Here is a 17,138-nt window from a genome sequence, read left to right on the forward strand (position 1 = left end):
GACCGCTGCCTTTCGGTCGCCGCTTGTTTGCGGCGGCAACAACCTGAAAATTTCGAAAGACGAGGATTTTAGATGAAACAGGGATGGCGCTGGTTCGGCCCGCAGGGAACTGTCACACTGGATGAGGTTCGCCAGACGGGCGCCACGCAGATTGTTTCTTCGCTGCACGAGGTCCCCATTGGCCGCGCGTGGACACAGGCGGAAGTGCGTGCACGAAAATCGCTGATCGAAGATGCACCGGCCAACCGTTCGCGTCTGACCTGGTCGGTTGTAGAAAGCATTCCCATCCCCGATGCCGTCAAACGATTGGGTAGACGCGCAAAGGCGGAAATCGACGCATGGATTGCCAGCCTTGAAGCCGTCGCGGCCTGCGACATCCCGATCATCTGTTACAATTTCATGCCGGTCGTGGATTGGACCCGCACCGATCTCGATTACGAGATTGACACAGGTGCAACCGCGATGCGCTTCGATCAAGACCGTTTTGCCGCCTTCGACCTGTTCATTCTCGAACGGAAGGGAGCCGAGAACGAGTATAGCGCTGAAGACAGGGCGCGCGCGGCCAGGCTTTACGGCGACATGAGTGAATCCGATATCGCGGCACTGACCCAAAATATTGCCTCGGCTCTGCCGGGCTCGACAACCGAACCACTGACCATTCCTGCATTCCGTGACCGGCTGGAGGCCTATGCGGGGATCGATGCAGCGATGCTTCGCCAGCATCTGATCGAATTCCTTGAAATGGTCTGCCCGGTGGCGGAGGCGCGTGGCGTCAAGCTCACCTTGCATCCGGATGATCCGCCGCGCTCGCTGTTTGGCCTTCCGCGTATTGCGTCCACAGCCGACGACTATGCGGCACTCTTCGATGCCGTTCCTTCCGTCGCCAATGGCATGTGTTATTGCACCGGCAGTCTTGGGGTTCGAGCCGAGAATGATCTGCCGGCCATCGCCCGCCGTTTTGCATCACGCATCCATTTTGCCCATCTGCGTGCCACCAGGCGCGAAGGTGACGGGCGCAGTTTCCATGAAAGTGCGCATCTCGAGGGAGATGTCGACATGGTGGCCGTGCTGAACGAACTCGTTGCCGCCGATCGTGGTCGTGCCGACATTGACCGCATCGTCTTCCGTTCCGACCACGGACACCGGATGCTGGATGACTTGGACAAGACGGTGACACCCGGATATCCGGCGATTGGACGTATGCGCGGGCTTGCCGAGTTGCGCGGAATTCTCCATGCGCTCGAGGCGCCACCGCAATAAAACCGGTTTGGATTTGAAACCATGCCAAGCCCCGTCATTCGGGCTTGGCATGGATGAACGTTGTTGATTGTTTTTGGCCTACTGGTCACTCCCGCGCGGAGCAGAAGCGGGTCGGATACTGGCCTCATCAGGCCATTGCCTGCTTCAATCCGTTCACCAGAACGTCGATATGGGTCGAGAGCACTTCATCGCTGTCAAGTGACGGCGGTCGTCGAAGATCAGGCGAAAAACGACCGTGCCCACAATGTGCGCCATAATCACCTTGGGGAGGTCGGTGGATTTTTGCCGAAAGATCCCGCTTGCAACGCCTTCGTCGATAATCATCACCACAGTCAATGCCGAGCTCGGAAAGGTTGCCCAGACAGCTGAAGCCGTGTTCACGCTGGCCCATGACGGGCCGCGTGATGCCGTCTTTCATGTCTATGCGGCGCTTTTCCCAGCGGCCGGGGTCAATATGACAATGTGAAGGTCAGGTCGCTCGCCGCCAGGCATTCGCGCGTGACGTCATCGGCCACATGGAGGATGCGGAAGCGTCTGCCGCAGTCGAATTGATCGTGGACGAAATCCAGCGACCAGCGAGCATTCGCCTTTGCTACGACGAGGATCAAGTCGAAGGCTGGAACGTGAAGCCGGGCGTAGTGTTGAAGTGATGTGGCTGACCGGGCGGCTCGTTCCTGATCACAAAACCATAGCCGATTTCCGCAAAGACAATGGACCAGCAATCCGGAAAGCCTGCGCCAGATTTGTCGAACTGTGCCGCCAGATCGGTGTGTTGGGCGGCGGTAATGACGCGATTGACGGGCGCAAGTTCAAAGCCGTCAACAATCGGGATCGCAACTTCACCTCCAGCAAGATCGAATTGCGGATCAGCCACCTCGAAGCGAGCGCGCCGCGATATTTAGAGGAAATGGGCAGAGCTGATGCCCTGGAGCAATCCGAGGTAACGCTGCGCAAAGTCACCCGGCTGCAGGAGAAGCTCGTTCGTGTTCACCAAGAAGTCAGACGCCTCGAAGGTATCGCGGAAACGCTGAAGGATAAGCCAGCCGGCCAGATTTCGCTGACTGATCCAGACGCCCGATCCATGGCGACATATGGCAAAGGCACGGGCCTGGTGGGCTATAACGTGCAGACGGCGGTCGACGTCGAGACGCATCTTATCGTCACGCATGTAGTCACCAATATCGGCAACGATCGATCACAACTGACCCCTATGGCCAAGGCGGCAATGGAAGCACTGAAGGTCGATACGCTCGATGCCATCGCCGACCGCGGCTATTTCAACGGAGTTGAACTGCTGAGCTGTCATGAGGCCGGGATAACGGCAACAGTCCCGAGGCCTGAGACATCGAACAACCGTAAGAAGGGCATGTTCGTGAAGGCTGATTTCGTCTACGACGGCAGCGCCGATACATATGTTTGCCCTGCCGGGAAAGCGCTGGCATACAGATATACCACCGAGGAAAAGGGCCTGATGCTTCGGCGCTACTGGCGCACGGATTGTCCGTCATGCCCCCTCAAGACACGATGCACGACAGGAAAGGAACGGCGGATCACACGCTGGGAGCATGAGCATCTGATTGACGCTATGTATTCCTGAATGGAAGACAATCCGAGTCTCATGCGCACCCGGAGATGCACGGTCGAGCATCCATTCGGAACCATCAAAGCATGGATGCGCGCAACTCATTTCCAGATGCGCAGACTGAAAAACGTCAGGACGGAAATGGCGCTGCACGTGCTGCCTACAACATCAAACGGATGATCAACATGATTGGAGTAAGAGCGCTCATCAGAGCCATGGCCGCTTGAGGTAGGTGCTGAACCGCCATTTGGGGCCCGAAAGCCGCCAAACTAAACCATCACCACCATCTCCAACGCCTTCCAGCATCCGATAGGCGCAAAATCCAGCCAATTTCCGCTAGACCAAACTCGATGACGAAATACCATGGGATGCGACGGTGCTTTCACACAGCCTCGGCCCGAAGCCGCCATTCGTTGAAAAGCGCTCAAGCCAGCTTTTGGAGGAAGGTACGCATATATCTTTTGAAGGGCGGATTGAGTCCATATCGAGAATTCGCCGCGATGCCATCGGGATCGCTCTGAACGCCATCTCGATATCGGAGATACGATTCGTCGTTGGGAAAGGTGAAGCGAGCAATCGCAATTAATTCGGCTTCCTCATCTCCTTGGCCTGGGAAGCTGATAGTGGCTCCTGCAGGGGCTTGACGGGAAACCAGATATCCGTGGTGGAGGCCGCCGTGTCGCTCGATGAGCGCGATCCAGGTCCGCGCGTAAGCGGCAAACTCCTCCAAGCTGTTTTTATCGATGTGATAGCGGACTTCGCATGTCAACTCAGCTTCTGGCATTTGTTTTCCTCAGTAGCTTATCCATTTCGAAGGCAGCAATCTCACATACCTTGCTGTTGGCATGACCGCTTCTGGCGCGAAGCGGAGATGGCAGGTGACACTAAGCCGCCCTCTGCTGGCCTTGAGGCGGCTATGCAGTGTGCGTCCAAGTGTCCGAACGCTGCAGTCCTATTCGTTCAATGATATAGCTTGGCTATCCCGAGAGACGCCGGTCCGCTTCCCATCAAGAGCCTGTAGCTGTCCGGTAGTCGCCTGATCAAACAGGCAGAACTGCCAGCATTCCATGGGTAACGTGCCGTTCGGCCTTCACATGATCGGCAAAATGTCGGACCTCGTCAGTCCTTCCCCTGAGGATGCTGACTTCCAGGCATCGGTCATGATCCAGATGCACATGCATGCTGGCGACCGAAATGTCGTGGTGATGGTGATGGCTGGTGGTGAGCTTTCTGGCAAGATCGCGGGCGTTGTGGTCATAGGTGTAACTCAGCACACCAACGCAATTGTCCAGATGTCCGTCTTCCATCGAGGCCTGCTGAAGTCCTGCTCGGGCAAGGTCGCGCAGGGCCTCAGAACGGTTCTGATAACCCCTGACCGCGATCATCCGGTCCAGTTCTGCCATGAGGTCGTCGTCGATTGTGATGGTGATCCTCTGCATCGATATCTCCTTCCGGGCACAAAACTGTCCAAGCAAGCCTGTTCTGGCTTTCGAAGAAGACTTTGTCCAGACGACTGCGGCAATTCGCGTATGTTGCGGTCGCGACAGGGATAGTATGAGATATTTTGGGAAACATCATACTTTCACTTTTTCACCAAAGGCTCTTTTATGTCGAAGATCAGGTTTCGCAGGCTGGCGCTCGCGTTCGCACTTGCTTCTGCTGCTTTTGCCTCCAGCGCCCAAGCCGACCCAAGCCTGAACTTCTCCTGGCCGATGAATGTCGGGCCGCTCAATCCGCATCTCTATTCGCCGAACCAGATGTTCGCCCAGAACATGGTCTATGAGCCGCTGGTCCGCTACAGCGCCGACGGCACGGTCGGGCCGTGGCTGGCGCAGTCGTGGGAGGCCTCTGCTGACGGCAAGATCTACACCTTCAAGCTCCGCGAGGATGTAAAATTTTCCAACGGCGAGCTTTTTGACGCAGCTGCAGTCAAGGCGAATATCGATGCCGTCCTGAAAAACCGTGTCCGCCATAGCTGGCTGGAACTTGCCAATCAGATCGTCTCTGCCGATGTCGCTGGTCCGCTCATCGTACGGATCACATTGAAGGATGCCTATTACCCGCTGTTGCAGGAACTGGCTCTGCCGCGGCCGTTCCGTTTTGTCGCGCCATCGCAGTTCAGGAACGGTGGCACGATTGAAGGGATAGCCGCGCCAATCGGTACGGGTCCCTGGATGCTGACCGAGACGAAGCTTGGGGAGCGCGACGTCTTCACCCGCAATGACGGTTACTGGGGTGCAAAGCCCGCCTACGAACAGGTCATTGTCGAGGTGATCCCAGATCCGAACACACGGGCGATTGCCTTTGAGACCGGCGAGGTCGATCTGATCTACGGCACGGATGGCCCGATTTCTCCCGACACCTACAAGCGCTTCAAGCAGATGGGCATTTATACGGCCGAGCTTTCCGTCCCAGTGGAAACGCGTGTGCTGGCGATCAATACCAATCTCGGCGCAACGAAAGATTTGGCTGTCCGCAAGGCGATTAATCACGCCGTTGACAAGGATACGATGATTGCCACCGTGCTCTACGGCACGCAGAAGCGCGCCGATACTCTGTTCGCCGATAACGTGCCCTATGCCGATATCGGCTTGAAACCCTACACATTCGACCGGGCACTGGCCGCCCGGATTCTGGACGAGGCGGGTTGGACAGCCAAGGCGAGCGGCGGCGTTCGCGAGAAGAATGGTGAAACGCTGAGTGTTGAACTTTGCTTCATCGGCACCGATGCGATCAGCAAGTCCATGGCCGAGATCGTGCAGGCTGACCTGCGCAAGGTCGGGATCGACGTGAAGCTGACCGGTGAGGAAGAGAGCAGCGTTCTTGCGCGTCAGCATGATGGCCGTTTCGGCATGATCTTCAACCGCACCTGGGGGGCGCCCTACGACCCGCATGCTTTTGTCAGTTCGATGCGTGTGCCTTCCCACGCAGATTACCAGGCGCAGCTCGGGCTGGCCGACAAGGCCGAGATCGATGCCAAGATCGGACAGGTTCTGGTCTCCACCGACGAGACCGCTCGGCAAAACCTTTACAAGGATATCCTGACCCGTCTTCACGAGGAAGCCGTCTACCTGCCACTGACCTATGTGACAGCCATTGCCGTGGCCAAGCCCGAGGTCGGGAAGATCACCTTTGGCGCAATGTCGAGCGAGATCCCGTTCGAGAAATTGGCACCGGGGGCGAACTGAGGTGCTTTCCTTTATTATCCGCCGCATAATTCTGCTTATCCCGATGTTGTTTGGGGCATCGCTGGTCATCTTCCTGCTGCTGCGGCTTGGCCCTAGCGACCCGGCCATGGATTATCTGCGCCTGTCGAAGGTGCCGCCCACCGCGCAGGCACTGGAAGATGCTCGCCAGATGCTCGGCTTGGACAGGCCGATCGCCACGCAATATTTCGACTGGCTCGGAAAGGCGCTGAGCGGTGATTTCGGCATATCGTTTGCGACCCAGCGGCCCGTTCTGCCGGATCTGCTCTATTTCCTGCCCGCAACACTTCAGCTTGCGGGTGTCGCGCTCGTCCTGACGCTCGGCCTGTCCATCCCGCTTGGCATGTGGGCTGCCCGCCACCGGGAAGGCTGGCAGGATCAGGTGGTCCGGATCGTCGCCTTTCTCGGCGTGTCCATGCCGAACTTCTGGCTCGGCTTCCTGCTGGTTCTGGTCTTTTCCATTCATTTAGGCTGGCTGCCGCCGATGGGGCGTGGTGGTGTCGCCCATCTCGTCATGCCGGCGATCGCCATCGCTTTCATGTCGCTGTCCATCAATGCCCGCCTCTTGCGCGCCAGCATGCTGGAAGTGTCGGGACAACGGCATGTGCGTTATGCGCGCCTGCGCGGCCTGCCAGAGCGCACCGTCGAGCGTTCCCATGTGCTGCGAAACGCCTGGCTGCCGATCATCACGGCAACCGGCATGCATATCGGCGAACTGATCGGTGGCACGCTGGTGATCGAAAGCATTTTTGGCTGGCCGGGTGTCGGTCGCTATGCTGTGTCGGCGATCATGAACCGTGACTATCCTGTCATCCAATGCTTCACCCTGGCCATGGTGACGATTTTCGTCATCTGCAATCTGATCGTCGACATCGTTTATGCCTGGGCCGACCCGCGCATTCGCCTGTCTGCGGAGGGTGCGGAATGATGGATACGATTTCACCCGGTTCAGTTCAACAGGCGGGCATTTTTCAACTTCCGCGCCGATGGTCGGTGCGTCTGGCTTGCCTGATCGTTCTGCTGCTGCTGATCGCGGCAGTCGCCGGCTCATGGATTGCCCCCTATCACCCGGACGAGGTCGAACTGGTGCGACGGCTTCAGCCGCCAAGCTTTTCGCATTGGCTGGGCACTGATCATCTGGGCCGCGACATCCTCTCGCGGCTGATCGCCGGCGTTGAGGTCTCGCTCGGCTCCGTTGCGATCGCGCTGGCTCTTATTCTGGCTTTGGGCATCGTGATCGGCGGTGCAGCCGGCTTTGTCAGCGGCCGGGCAGATCAGATTATCATGCGTGTCACCGATGTCTTTCTGACGTTCCCGACGCTGGTGCTGGCGCTGTTCATGGTCGGCATGCTCGGGACCGGTCTCGTCAACGTCATTCTTGCCATCGCCTTGTCACACTGGGCCTGGTACGCCCGCATCGTGCGCGGCATCGTCATGTCGCTCAGACACAGGGAGTTCCTGCTGGCCGCCCGCATGAGCGGTGCGGGACCGATCCGCACTTTCGTGGAACATCTCCTGCCTGCAACCTTCTCGCAGCTCGTGGTTCTGGCCACGCTCGATATCGGCCATATCATGCTGCATGTGTCAGGCCTGTCCTTCCTCGGGCTGGGCGTCGCGCCGCCGACCGCCGAATGGGGCGTGATGATCAGCGATGCGCGCCAGTTCGTCTGGACGGCTCCGATGCTGATCCTGTGGCCGGGGCTGGCGCTGTTTTTGAGCGTCATGGCCTTCAATATTCTCGGCGATGCCCTGCGCGACAGGCTCGACCCGCATCTCAAGGCGGAGCACAGCCATTGACCAGCAAGACCCTCTCCATCGAAGGACTGACCGCGACCAGCGTGATCGACGGTCAGCGTCAAATCCTCGTCGATGATCTTTCTCTCACGGTTCAGCAGGGGCGTATCATGGCTCTGGTCGGGGCAAGCGGTTCCGGCAAATCCATGACCTGTTCGGCGGCCCTCGGCGTGCTCCCGCCCGGAGTAGCGAAGACGCACGGGCAAGTGACCATCGATGGCGTTGCATACGATGCCGCCACTCTGCGGGGGCGGCATGTGGCAACGATCATGCAGAACCCCAGAAGCGCGTTCAATCCCGTCCGGACGATGCGGGATCACGCCGATGAAACGTTGCGGGCTCTCGGAATTCCGGGTTCCGGCGCGGGAGATCGGATCGAGGACTGCATGCGCGCCGCAGGGCTGGAGGATGTGAAGGCCATTCTCGGCCTGCATGCCTTCGAGATGAGCGGTGGCATGCTGCAAAGGATGATGATCGCGCTGGCGCTTCTGAGCGAAGCACCATTCCTGTTCGCGGATGAACCGACAACCGATCTCGATCTCGTCGTGCAGCTTCGCGTTCTGGAACTGCTGGAAAAACTGGTCGAGGACCGTGGTCTCGGCGTCCTTCTGGTCACGCACGATATGGGCGTGGTGGCGAGGCTGGCGGACGATGTCGCGGTTCTCGATCACGGTCGCCTCGTCGAACAGGCTCCGGTGACGGATATTTTTCACAAGCCAGGGCACGCGATCACCCGGACATTGGTCAGCGCGCATCTGTCGCTCTACGGAATGGAGCTCAGCGCATGACCCTGCTCAGCGCCCGTCATCTCGGTAAAATCTACAGAACCCATTCGCTTGTCGGCGCCAGTGCTGCCAAGACGGTGCTGCAGGATATCTCGCTTAGCATCGGGGAGGGCGAAACGGTGGCGCTGCTGGGGCGAAGCGGCTGCGGCAAGAGCACGCTTGCGCGGTTGCTGGTCGGGCTGGAACGGCCGAGCTCGGGAGAGGTCCTGTTCCACGGCAAGCCGGTATCCGAACTTGACCGCGCAGAAACGAAGATTTTCCGACGCGAAGTCCAGCTCGTGTTTCAGGACTCTCCGAGCGCCGTCAATGCGCGCTTCACCATGCGTGAGATCATTGCCGAGCCGCTACGGCATTTGACCTCGATGGATGAGGTTGAGAGAGAGGGCCGCGTTCAGGAACTGTTGCGCCTTGTCGATCTGCCATCGGACATTGCCGGCCGCCTTCCTGCGCAGGTCAGCGGCGGACAGTTGCAGCGGGTCTGCATCGCCCGCGCGCTCGCCGTCGATCCGAAACTGATCATCCTGGATGAGGCTGTTTCCAACCTCGACATTCATCTGCAGGCTTCCGCTCTTGCTCTTCTGGCACGGCTTCAGCGGGAAAACGGCATTGCCTATCTCTTCGTGACCCATGATCTGAGATTGGTCAAACGTTTTGCAGCACGTTGCCTCGTCATGGATGAAAGCCGTATCGTGGAGGAGATCGCATCGGCTCATTTCGATGAGGCGAGACACCCGGCTTCACGACTTCTGCAGGGAGCAGTTCTGCCGCCTTTGCCGAGCGTTTCGGGAAAGCGATATCCGCTTCCGCCGGTGGCCTGAGCTTTACAGATTTGAGCTGACCTGTGACGCCGATCATGCCATCGACCGCTCAAGTTTTTCTGCGGCTTGGCATCACATTGGCTGCCGAGTATCCTCAAGCAATCTGCGGTCAACGCCAACAACGGCCGGATCAACTGATCTGGGACTCAAAGGGCGTGGGGGTTTTGAGCGTATCTCTTTCATCCGCGCCACAGGTCTAACTCCCCTGGATCAGCAGATCCTTGGAAGCTGTTCGCCATGGAACCATTCGACAACGCGCTGGCTGCCAAATGACGTTCTGAGCCAGACGAGCCGGCGAGGGTCCGGTTGCGCATGGCCGATGATCACGGCATTCTCGCCGAACGGCTGACGGCGCATGGCAGCGACCAGCGCCTCGGCCTTGTCCGCGGGGCAAAACGCGATAAGCTTTCCCTCGTTTGCCACACCGAGCGGGTCGATGCCTAGCAATTCGCAGGCGCCGCGTACCGCCGGCCTGATCGGCACGGCGTCCTCATCGACGATCATGCCGAGGCCCGACTGATGCGCCAATTCGTTGAGTGTGGCGGCAAGACCACCGCGGGTCGGGTCACGCAGGCAATGGATGTCGGGTTCGGCTTCGATCATCGCGCTGATCAGTCCGTGGAGCGGCGCACTGTCGCTTTCAATCGTGGTCTCGAACTCGAGATTTTCGCGTTTCGACAGGAGGGCGATACCGTGGTCGCCGATCGTACCCGAAACGATGATCGCATCGCCGGGCCTGATCCGCTCGCCCGAGATGTGCAGCCCGTCTTGCAGCGAGCCGACGCCGGTGGTGGTGATGAAGATACCATCTGCCTTGCCGCGTTCCACCACCTTGGTATCGCCGGTAACGATCAGGACGTCCGCTTGTTTCGCTGCCGCCGCCATGCTTTCGACGACCTGCTTGAGCTCCGCCAGTGGAAGGCCTTCCTCGAGAATGAAGCTTGCCGATAAATAGAGGGGTCGCGCACCGCTCATGGCGACGTCGTTGACCGTGCCATGCACCGCCAGTGACCCGATATCGCCGCCGGGAAAAAAGATCGGGGAGACGACATACCCATCCGTCGACATGACCAGCCGTCCCCCGGTCGGTGGCATCACTGCCATGTCATTGCCCTTCGCGAGATAGGGATTGTCGAACGCGCCGGCAAACAGCTCGGCGATGAGCTGCGCCATGGCCCGCCCGCCGCCGCCATGTGTGAGATCGACGCGCCCTGCGACCAGATCCAGCGGCCGCGGAAACAGATGTCGGTTTCGGTGAACATTCATATTCATGCAACGGCCTTTCTGCCTTCATTCGTCGTCCGGTGGCGGCCATAAAGCCAATGGGCGGCACACCCGCCTTCGCTCGACACCATGCAGGACCCGATCGGGTTGTCGGGCGTGCAGCTACGGCCGAACAGCGGACATTCCTCCGGTCGCTTGATGCCGCGTACGACCTCGGCGCAGGCACAGGATTTCGGGTCGGGGATGGTGCGATAGGGCAGCGCGAAACGCCGCTCGGCGTCGAACTTGGCATAGGCATGGGCAAGTCTGAGCGCACTATCGGGCAATGTTCCGAGCCCCCGCCATTCGAAACTGTCGCGCAGCGTCATCGTCTCGGCAATCGCTTGCTGCGCTTTCGGGTTTCCGATGGCTGGCAGTGCTCGTACATAAGCGTTTTCGACGCGAGGCTTACCCTCGTTGACCTGCCGCACCAACATTAAAATGGCCTGCAACAGATCGAGTGGCTCGAAGCCGGCGACCACGACCGGCATGCCGCGATCGGAGAATTCCCGGTAGGGATCGATGCCGATCACAGCCGATACATGCCCAGGCCCGATTACGCCTTCGAGCGGCAGGCTGCCGCCCTGAAGTACTGCCCGCATCGCCGATGGTGTGAGTACATGATTGCAGAATATGCTGAAATTCGTGAGGCCTTCGGCCATTGCCATCTTCAATGCCATGGCGGTGGGTGGGGTCGTCGTTTCGAAGCCTATCGCGAAGAAGACGACCTCGCGGCCAGGATTGTCCCGCGCGATCTTTAGCGCATCGAGCGTCGACCAGACCATGCGGATATCGCCGCCGGCGGCTTTGGCCTTGAGCAGGCTCATGCGATGCGAACCGGGAACCCGCATCATGTCGCCATAGGTGCAGAGAATGACGCCATGATCACGGGCAAGCTCGATACCGCTGTCGATCCGGCCGACAGGAAGGACGCAGACCGGGCAACCCGGCCCGTGAATGAGGCGGATCGCTTCCGGCAGCATCGTCTCAAGCCCGTATCGGGCAATGGTATGGGTGTGTCCGCCGCAGAATTCCATAAAGCTGTAGCGGCGGCCAGGCTGGCATTCGGCGGCGATGGTCGTCGCGATCCGGCGTGCGAGGCTTCCGTCGCGAAACTCCGAGGCGAATTTCATCCGGGAAGATCCTCCGGTTCGAGCTCCGCCAGTTCGCCCATCTCCCTCAAGAGCGCCAGTGTCTCTGCCGCTTCTTGAGGATCAATGCGGCTCAGAGCAAATCCGACATGCAAGAGAACGTAGTCTCCAACTTCGACACTATCGACCAGCGCCAGGCTGACCACCTTGATGATGCCGTCGATCCGGACACGACCCATAGAACCGGGCAGAAGCTCCGTCACCTCCGCTGGTATCGCAAGACACATGATGAGCTGTCCTTCTCGATCACGAACCGAGGCGCGAACTGATCGCCTGTTGTTTCTCGGTAATCCACTGCAGCCATGTGTCAAAGCCCTCGCCGGTCGTGGCGGACAGCTGCAGGGCGGCAAGATCGGGGTTGATGCGGCGCGCCATCTCCAGGCAGCGTTCGATATTGAAACTCACATAAGGCGCAAGGTCGATCTTGTTGATGATCAACAGATCCGCGACCGCGAACATGTCGGGATATTTGAGCGGTTTGTCCTCGCCCTCCGTGACCGAAAGGACGACGACCTTGGCGGCCTCTCCCAGATCGAAAGCTGCCGGGCAGACGAGGTTTCCGACATTTTCGATGAACAGGACAGTCCCCGGCGCCGGAGACAGTTGCCGATAGGCGTCGGCTACCATCGCCGCATCGAGATGGCAGCCCTTGCCGGTATTGATCTGGATCGCCGGTGCGCCGGTGGCGCGAATGCGATCCGCATCGAAACTCGTCTGCTGGTCACCTTCGATGACGACTGCTGGCAATCTGTCGGCAATCGCCCTGATCGTCTCACAGAGCAATGTGGTTTTACCGGAACCGGGGCTGGACAGAAGGTTCAGGGCAAGAACACCTGCACGGGAAAATTCCACGCGGTTTTGCTGAGCCAGGCCGTCATTATGCGACAGGACCGCCTTCTCCAGCCGGATAACCTGATGCTGATCCAACCCGGATACGGACACACCGGCAACGCCGTTGCCGTAATGCATGTCGTCATGGGCATGATGGTGGTGGCCATTGTGCCCATGCCCGTGCTTATGCCCATGAGCGTGGCCGTGCGCTATGCCCGCTGCATGCAGAGCGGCATGCTCGGTGTCGGTCAGATGGGGATGATCGTGCGAAGGATGGCCTTCGACACGCGCTTCGCCGCAGCCGCAAATGGAACACATCGTCAAAAATCCTCTTCACGTTGCCGGCGCTCCCGGTTGTCCTGGGCGCTGCCGGATATTGTCAAACCAGACTGATCGCCACGCCAATGCCGGCTACAATCCGGATACCGCCCGTCATACGACCAACGGTGCGGCTTCCGACACGCTCACCGTGCCGACAGTCTGCCCGTCGCCGCTGCCGCTTTCAGGCGATCCTTGTCGGGTATGGTGTAATCCGTCCGGCCATGGCGCTCGAGATGGCCGTCCTTGATCAGGCTGTTCATCGCCGTTGATGTCGCCTGTCGTGATGATCCGATCAGGTTGGCGATTTCTTCGACGGTGAGATCGACCGAAAGCTTGACGGCAAAATGCGCGTCCTCGTTTTCCGCGGTCGCCCGATCCAGGAAGAACCAGGCGACGCGCTGCTTGATATCGAGAAACATCAGTTCTTCGATGTTTCTCATGCAGGAGATGATCGCGCGGCCAAGGATGGAAATAAGGCCATGCGACAGGGCAGGGGTCTTTTCCATCTTGGCTGCGAACGTCCTCATGTCGGTCACGCGCAGCTCGCTCTGTTCAACCGCTTCGATCAGACAGCCGGAATGGCGACAGAAGATGTCACCTGCGACGAGATAGAACAGGGTGATCTCACGGTCTTCACCGACCATGTAGACACGCAGCTTGCCATTCATCACGACGAAGATGCCGTTCTCGTCATTCTCGCCGAAACAAATCATGCTCCCCTTGCCGTGAGACCGTGCCTGAAACCCGTTGAAGAAGCCTTCGCCGGCCGGACCGGTTAAAACATGGGCTATACTGAATCGCGCCGTCATATCCGCCTCCCGAACTCCGGCTTCAGCAGCCGGCAAGAATCCCTGCGGCGGAAGCGTAGCCTTCGGCGCGTCCTGCGCCTTGATGAAAGTCAGTGGGCATGATGTGTGTGACCTGTGTCTGAACTGCTCCCAAGCGCATCGAGAACCGCCCGGAGCGACCGGCGTGCCGTTTCCATATCGTCGATGGCTCGTTCGATAAGCTGAGTGAGGAGGGCATCATCAGTGAGTGAGGGCTTTAGTGCGCCGATCTCAGCGAGATGGTCTTCTGCATGGTCTGCAAAATGGGCCACATAGGTGCGTAGCCGGATTTTTGCCTGGTCTTCTGGTTTCATAGGGAATGATCCTCCTCGAACAGAATGGTCACGCCTTTGCGCGTGTCGATATGCCGGATGGAAACACCGCTGAAGCGGTGTTCCTCGCCGAACAGGGTGGAGACTTGCACGTATCCGTCAGCCAGGCTGACGGCGGTGACGTCGTCGATGGCCACTGGCGGCGATGGAGTGCGACTGATGGTGACGGTTGCTAGGCACATTGCTGATCTCCTTTCGCAGACAGGCGTTCAAGCAGCGCCTGCATCAGGCCTTTCGCCCGGTCTTTGCCCTTGGGGTCACTGTCGTAGAAGGACCGGCCTGCCTGATCAGCGGTCTGGACCAAGGCATCGAAGGGCATTTTCGCGAGCAGATCGCATTCGTCCGCACGGCTTGCGATGAAGGCATGGTCTCGATCGGATGCGATCTTGTTGGCGACGTAGCAGACCTGTTTGATCCCCAGCTCGCCGGCGAACTGCTCGATCTGTCTCGCGGTCTGGAAACTGCGCGCACCTGGTTCGACGACGATGATCAGCAGGTCCACCGCCTCCACGGTCCCGCGGCCGAAATGTTCGATGCCGGCTTCCATGTCGATCAACACACATTCCTTCCTGCGGGTCAGGATATGGCGTAGCAGAGTACGGACGAGGGCATGTTCGGGACAGACGCAACCGGTTCCCGCGTGGTTTACTGTTCCCATCAGCAGCATCTTCACGCCGGCATGTTCGACGCTGAAACCATCGGGGATGTCATCGACTTTCGGATTGAGGATGAAATGCGAGCCGGGCCCGTCCGTGGCTCCGGTTCGCTCGCGCGCCAGATCGACCATTTTCGAGATCGGCTTCAGATCCGCAAGCTTGTCGGCCGGCACACCAATCGCGGACGCCAGATTGGCGTCGGGATCGGCATCGATGGCAAGCACCTTCCAGCCATCGTCGGCAAGTGCGCGGGCCAGCAAACCCACGATCGTGGATTTGCCGACACCACCCTTGCCCGTTACGGCGATTTTCATGACACCCGCTCCGGCAGAAGCGGCATCTGCCGCGATCCGGGCTTCGTCCGCGCAGAGAGAGCCGGTGCGCTATAGGTCTTGAGACCCAGGCCGCTGCGGCGCTGCTGGATCGCGTCGAACAGCTTGTCGGCTGCGAGCGCCGGATTGGTCTCGACGATGAAATATCCGCCAAGAAGATCCCGTGCCGTGTCGGTAACGAGGCCTGTCACGACATCCGAGCCGACAATCGGCGGAACCGTGCCGAGATGCGTGGGAAGGCCGATCGTGACGGCCCAGCTGCCAATAACCACCGCTTTCTCTGTCATCGCTTCCGGGGCGCTGGCGACAAGCGGCAGATCGGAGAGATCGACGCCGAGCTTGTTGGCCAGTGCTGTGCCGAGTGCGACGCCGCGGCTGTTGTCGACGCAGGATCCCATATGCAGAACCAGCGGCAAGGGCCCGTTCATTCCGGCGGACTCGCCGATTGCAGTCAGCGCGCTCTTCAAGCCTTCGCCGGCATAGAGACGCGTGGCCTCCCGGGTCATCAGGCCCGCCTTGGCATAGGCACCGGCAGCACAGCCTGTCGCGAGAACCAACACGTTGCGAGCAGCAAGCGATAAAGCGATATCGAGGTAAGCACTGTCCTGCTGCGTCTTGGTGTTGTTGCAGCCGGCAAACAGGACGACGCCCTGAATATTGCCGTTGACGATGTTGTCGACCAGCGGCTGAAGCGGATCGTCGGCATTGATATTGGAAAGCGCTGCCGTAATCGCTTCGACACTGAAGCCGACGATGGCTTCCTGCTTGAAATTGGGAATATGTACCCGTTTCGGATCACGCTGTCTGAAGGCATCGATGGCGACGCGCAGGATCGATGCCGCATTCTCCGAAGCCTTCGTATCGTCGAACTCCATATGCGTCGCGCCGGCGATCTTGTTCTGTTTGTCGGTGGTGATGATCTTCGTATGGAAGCATTCGGCCACCCGTGGCAGCGACGGCATGATGCACTGGACGTCGAGAACCATGGCATCCAGCGCGCCGGTCAGGATCGGCAATTCCTGAGAAAGGTAGTTGGTGGCGAGCGGAATCCCATGGCGCACCATGATCTCGTTGCCGGTGCAGCAGATGCCGATGACGTTGATACCTTCCTTGGCGCCGGCCGCGATAGCCTCGGCGTTGAGGTCGGCGGCGACGTCGCAGATGATGTCCGACAGCAGCGGATTGTGACCGTTGACGGCGATATTGACGGCATTCTTTTTCAGGACCCCCATATTGGATGTCGTCTTGACCGGCGATGGCGTGCCGAACAGCGTGTCGGAGAGTTCCGTCGCCAGCATCTCGCCATTGAGGTCGGCAAGCGCCACGCGCAGGCCGCCGAGGATCAGGTTGGTTGGATCGGCGTCGCAACCAAGGTGCGTTCGCGACATGGACTGGGCAACGGAAGCATCGATATTGTGCGGTAGAAGCTCCAGCTCGCCGAGCTTCTTCAGGCGTGGTGCCGGAAGTGATGCATTCAGCCAGTTACAAGGCTGGTCATAATCCTGGTTCTGGAAGTCGTTGAGGGTGATATCGGCAAGTTCCCTCACTATCGCCATCAACTCGCGACCGTCGGTCTTCACGCCCAGCCGCTTGGCAACGACCATCAGCTTTTCCTGATCGCGGATCGAATAGTCCTTCAAATGGCCCTTGCTTAAGTGCAGCATGGCAAGCGCGATATGACGACCGTGCTCGGAATGGGCGGCCGCGCCCGATGCCATCATGCGTACCATGTGGCGGGCGACGATCGTGTCACGATCCGCACCGCAGACACCGAATTGCGGGCCTTTGCCGAACGGGTCGATCCGGCATGGTCCCTTCAGACAGATGCGGCAACAAAGGCCAGTGGTTCCGAAACCGCATTGCGGCTGCTGCGCAGCGTAGCGGCTCCAGGCGGTATCGATGCTTTGGGCTTCGGCAATCGCCAGCATTTCGGTGGCAGCGGGATCGCACGAGCAGCTGGAGCAGTCTAGACAGGCCATG

Annotated in this window: 17 protein-coding genes and 2 pseudogenes; 8 read left to right on the forward strand and 11 right to left on the reverse strand. The window is 59.4% G+C overall.

The genetic code is table 11. The annotated features are described in order from the left end of the window. Positions 1–72 precede the first annotated feature (72 nt). The 3 genes and pseudogenes from uxuA to ACRQ1B_RS18225 form a co-directional block, all read left to right on the forward strand. A complete protein-coding gene (uxuA, locus tag ACRQ1B_RS18215) occupies positions 73–1,260 on the forward strand; it encodes a mannonate dehydratase (RefSeq protein WP_432295328.1) in 1,188 nt (395 codons plus the stop codon). 319 nt (positions 1,261–1,579) lie between these two features. Continuing rightward, positions 1,580–1,696, forward strand: a pseudogene (locus tag ACRQ1B_RS18220) (efflux RND transporter periplasmic adaptor subunit); the annotation flags it as partial. A 153-nt stretch (positions 1,697–1,849) separates the two neighbouring features. Then, positions 1,850–3,069: pseudogene (locus ACRQ1B_RS18225) on the forward strand (IS1182 family transposase); the annotation flags it as partial. A 197-nt stretch (positions 3,070–3,266) separates the two neighbouring features. Here the strand turns inward: ACRQ1B_RS18225 and ACRQ1B_RS18230 are convergent. Continuing rightward, positions 3,267–3,626: a hypothetical protein gene (locus ACRQ1B_RS18230; protein ID WP_432295329.1), complete on the reverse strand. Its 360-nt coding sequence runs from the start codon at positions 3,624–3,626 to the stop codon at positions 3,267–3,269. 256 nt (positions 3,627–3,882) lie between these two features. Then, positions 3,883–4,281: a nickel-responsive transcriptional regulator NikR gene (gene nikR / locus ACRQ1B_RS18235; RefSeq protein WP_432295331.1), complete on the reverse strand. Its 399-nt coding sequence runs from the start codon at positions 4,279–4,281 to the stop codon at positions 3,883–3,885. 168 nt (positions 4,282–4,449) lie between these two features. Here nikR and nikA point away from each other — a divergent pair, with 168 nt between their 5' ends. The 5 genes from nikA to nikE are packed head-to-tail and all read left to right on the forward strand — an operon-like array spanning position 4,450 to position 9,445. Further along, positions 4,450–6,030, forward strand: a complete 1,581-nt coding sequence (gene nikA, locus ACRQ1B_RS18240) for a nickel ABC transporter substrate-binding protein (protein ID WP_432295332.1) — start codon at positions 4,450–4,452, stop codon at positions 6,028–6,030. 1 nt (position 6,031) lies between these two features. Next, positions 6,032–6,976, forward strand: coding sequence for a nickel ABC transporter permease subunit NikB (gene nikB / locus ACRQ1B_RS18245; RefSeq protein WP_432295334.1), 945 nt, complete (start codon positions 6,032–6,034; stop codon positions 6,974–6,976). Then, complete coding sequence (gene nikC, locus ACRQ1B_RS18250; RefSeq protein ID WP_432295335.1) at positions 6,973–7,845, forward strand: nickel ABC transporter permease subunit NikC; 873 nt, start codon at positions 6,973–6,975, stop codon at positions 7,843–7,845. The genes nikB and nikC overlap by 4 nt, the downstream gene beginning before the upstream one ends. After that, positions 7,842–8,630 (forward strand): nickel import ATP-binding protein NikD, encoded by a 789-nt coding sequence (gene nikD / locus ACRQ1B_RS18255; RefSeq protein WP_432295336.1) that lies wholly within the window; start codon positions 7,842–7,844, stop codon positions 8,628–8,630. The genes nikC and nikD overlap by 4 nt, the downstream gene beginning before the upstream one ends. Then, entirely contained in the window at positions 8,627–9,445 is an 819-nt protein-coding gene (gene nikE / locus ACRQ1B_RS18260; protein WP_432295338.1) for a nickel import ATP-binding protein NikE, read from the forward strand. Before nikD ends, nikE begins: the two co-directional genes overlap by 4 nt. Before the next feature lie 210 nt (positions 9,446–9,655). On the opposite strand, the gene hypE is transcribed toward nikE, so the two are convergent. The 9 genes from hypE to cooS all read right to left on the reverse strand — a co-directional run bounded on the left by hypE (position 9,656) and on the right by cooS (position 17,137). Continuing rightward, the gene (gene hypE / locus ACRQ1B_RS18265; protein WP_432295339.1) at positions 9,656–10,717 is read right to left on the reverse strand and encodes a hydrogenase expression/formation protein HypE; all 1,062 of its coding nucleotides are present in this window, start codon (positions 10,715–10,717) and stop codon (positions 9,656–9,658) included. Beyond that, complete coding sequence (hypD, locus tag ACRQ1B_RS18270) at positions 10,714–11,841, reverse strand: hydrogenase formation protein HypD (RefSeq protein ID WP_432295340.1); 1,128 nt, start codon at positions 11,839–11,841, stop codon at positions 10,714–10,716. The genes hypE and hypD overlap by 4 nt, the downstream gene beginning before the upstream one ends. Further along, a complete protein-coding gene (locus ACRQ1B_RS18275; RefSeq protein ID WP_432295342.1) occupies positions 11,838–12,086 on the reverse strand; it encodes a HypC/HybG/HupF family hydrogenase formation chaperone in 249 nt (82 codons plus the stop codon). Before ACRQ1B_RS18275 ends, hypD begins: the two co-directional genes overlap by 4 nt. A gap of 19 nt (positions 12,087–12,105) precedes the next feature. Then, the gene (hypB, locus tag ACRQ1B_RS18280) at positions 12,106–13,008 is read right to left on the reverse strand and encodes a hydrogenase nickel incorporation protein HypB (RefSeq protein ID WP_489753109.1); all 903 of its coding nucleotides are present in this window, start codon (positions 13,006–13,008) and stop codon (positions 12,106–12,108) included. 146 nt (positions 13,009–13,154) lie between these two features. Beyond that, positions 13,155–13,820 carry a Crp/Fnr family transcriptional regulator gene (locus ACRQ1B_RS18290; protein WP_432295344.1) on the reverse strand — a complete coding sequence of 222 codons (666 nt, stop codon included), beginning with the start codon at positions 13,818–13,820 and terminating at the stop codon, positions 13,155–13,157. Between the two features lie 89 nt (positions 13,821–13,909). After that, entirely contained in the window at positions 13,910–14,152 is a 243-nt protein-coding gene (locus ACRQ1B_RS18295) for a DUF8180 domain-containing protein (protein ID WP_432295345.1), read from the reverse strand. Continuing rightward, on the reverse strand, positions 14,149–14,352 hold the full coding sequence (locus tag ACRQ1B_RS18300) for a CooT family nickel-binding protein (protein ID WP_432295347.1): 204 nt from the start codon (positions 14,350–14,352) through the stop codon (positions 14,149–14,151). The genes ACRQ1B_RS18295 and ACRQ1B_RS18300 overlap by 4 nt, the downstream gene beginning before the upstream one ends. Further along, positions 14,343–15,140 (reverse strand): carbon monoxide dehydrogenase accessory protein CooC, encoded by a 798-nt coding sequence (locus ACRQ1B_RS18305; RefSeq protein ID WP_432295348.1) that lies wholly within the window; start codon positions 15,138–15,140, stop codon positions 14,343–14,345. The genes ACRQ1B_RS18300 and ACRQ1B_RS18305 overlap by 10 nt, the downstream gene beginning before the upstream one ends. Further along, complete coding sequence (cooS, locus tag ACRQ1B_RS18310) at positions 15,137–17,137, reverse strand: anaerobic carbon-monoxide dehydrogenase catalytic subunit (RefSeq protein WP_432295350.1); 2,001 nt, start codon at positions 17,135–17,137, stop codon at positions 15,137–15,139. Before cooS ends, ACRQ1B_RS18305 begins: the two co-directional genes overlap by 4 nt. Position 17,138: the final 1 nt, after the last annotated feature.

The organism is Endobacterium panacihumi (genome assembly GCF_050847465.1).
Taxonomy (GTDB): domain Bacteria; phylum Pseudomonadota; class Alphaproteobacteria; order Rhizobiales; family Rhizobiaceae; genus Neorhizobium; species Neorhizobium panacihumi.

Excerpts from the sequence above, each read along its gene's own strand:
- ACRQ1B_RS18295 (WP_432295345.1), bottom strand. The coding sequence starts at position 14,152 with ATGAAACCAGAAGACCAGGCAAAAATCCGGCTACGCACCTATGTGGCC.
- ACRQ1B_RS18305 (WP_432295348.1), bottom strand. The coding sequence starts at position 15,140 with ATGAAAATCGCCGTAACGGGCAAGGGTGGTGTCGGCAAATCCACGATC.
- nikC (WP_432295335.1), top strand. The coding sequence starts at position 6,973 with ATGATGGATACGATTTCACCCGGTTCAGTTCAACAGGCGGGCATTTTT.
- ACRQ1B_RS18275 (WP_432295342.1), bottom strand. The coding sequence starts at position 12,086 with ATGTGTCTTGCGATACCAGCGGAGGTGACGGAGCTTCTGCCCGGTTCT.
- nikE (WP_432295338.1), top strand. The coding sequence starts at position 8,627 with ATGACCCTGCTCAGCGCCCGTCATCTCGGTAAAATCTACAGAACCCAT.
- ACRQ1B_RS18300 (WP_432295347.1), bottom strand. The coding sequence starts at position 14,352 with ATGTGCCTAGCAACCGTCACCATCAGTCGCACTCCATCGCCGCCAGTG.
- cooS (WP_432295350.1), bottom strand. The coding sequence starts at position 17,137 with ATGGCCTGTCTAGACTGCTCCAGCTGCTCGTGCGATCCCGCTGCCACC.
- ACRQ1B_RS18290 (WP_432295344.1), bottom strand. The coding sequence starts at position 13,820 with ATGACGGCGCGATTCAGTATAGCCCATGTTTTAACCGGTCCGGCCGGC.
- hypD (WP_432295340.1), bottom strand. The coding sequence starts at position 11,841 with ATGAAATTCGCCTCGGAGTTTCGCGACGGAAGCCTCGCACGCCGGATC.
- nikA (WP_432295332.1), top strand. The coding sequence starts at position 4,450 with ATGTCGAAGATCAGGTTTCGCAGGCTGGCGCTCGCGTTCGCACTTGCT.
- nikR (WP_432295331.1), bottom strand. The coding sequence starts at position 4,281 with ATGCAGAGGATCACCATCACAATCGACGACGACCTCATGGCAGAACTG.
- hypE (WP_432295339.1), bottom strand. The coding sequence starts at position 10,717 with ATGAATATGAATGTTCACCGAAACCGACATCTGTTTCCGCGGCCGCTG.
- hypB (WP_489753109.1), bottom strand. The coding sequence starts at position 13,008 with ATGTGTTCCATTTGCGGCTGCGGCGAAGCGCGTGTCGAAGGCCATCCT.
- ACRQ1B_RS18230 (WP_432295329.1), bottom strand. The coding sequence starts at position 3,626 with ATGCCAGAAGCTGAGTTGACATGCGAAGTCCGCTATCACATCGATAAA.
- uxuA (WP_432295328.1), top strand. The coding sequence starts at position 73 with ATGAAACAGGGATGGCGCTGGTTCGGCCCGCAGGGAACTGTCACACTG.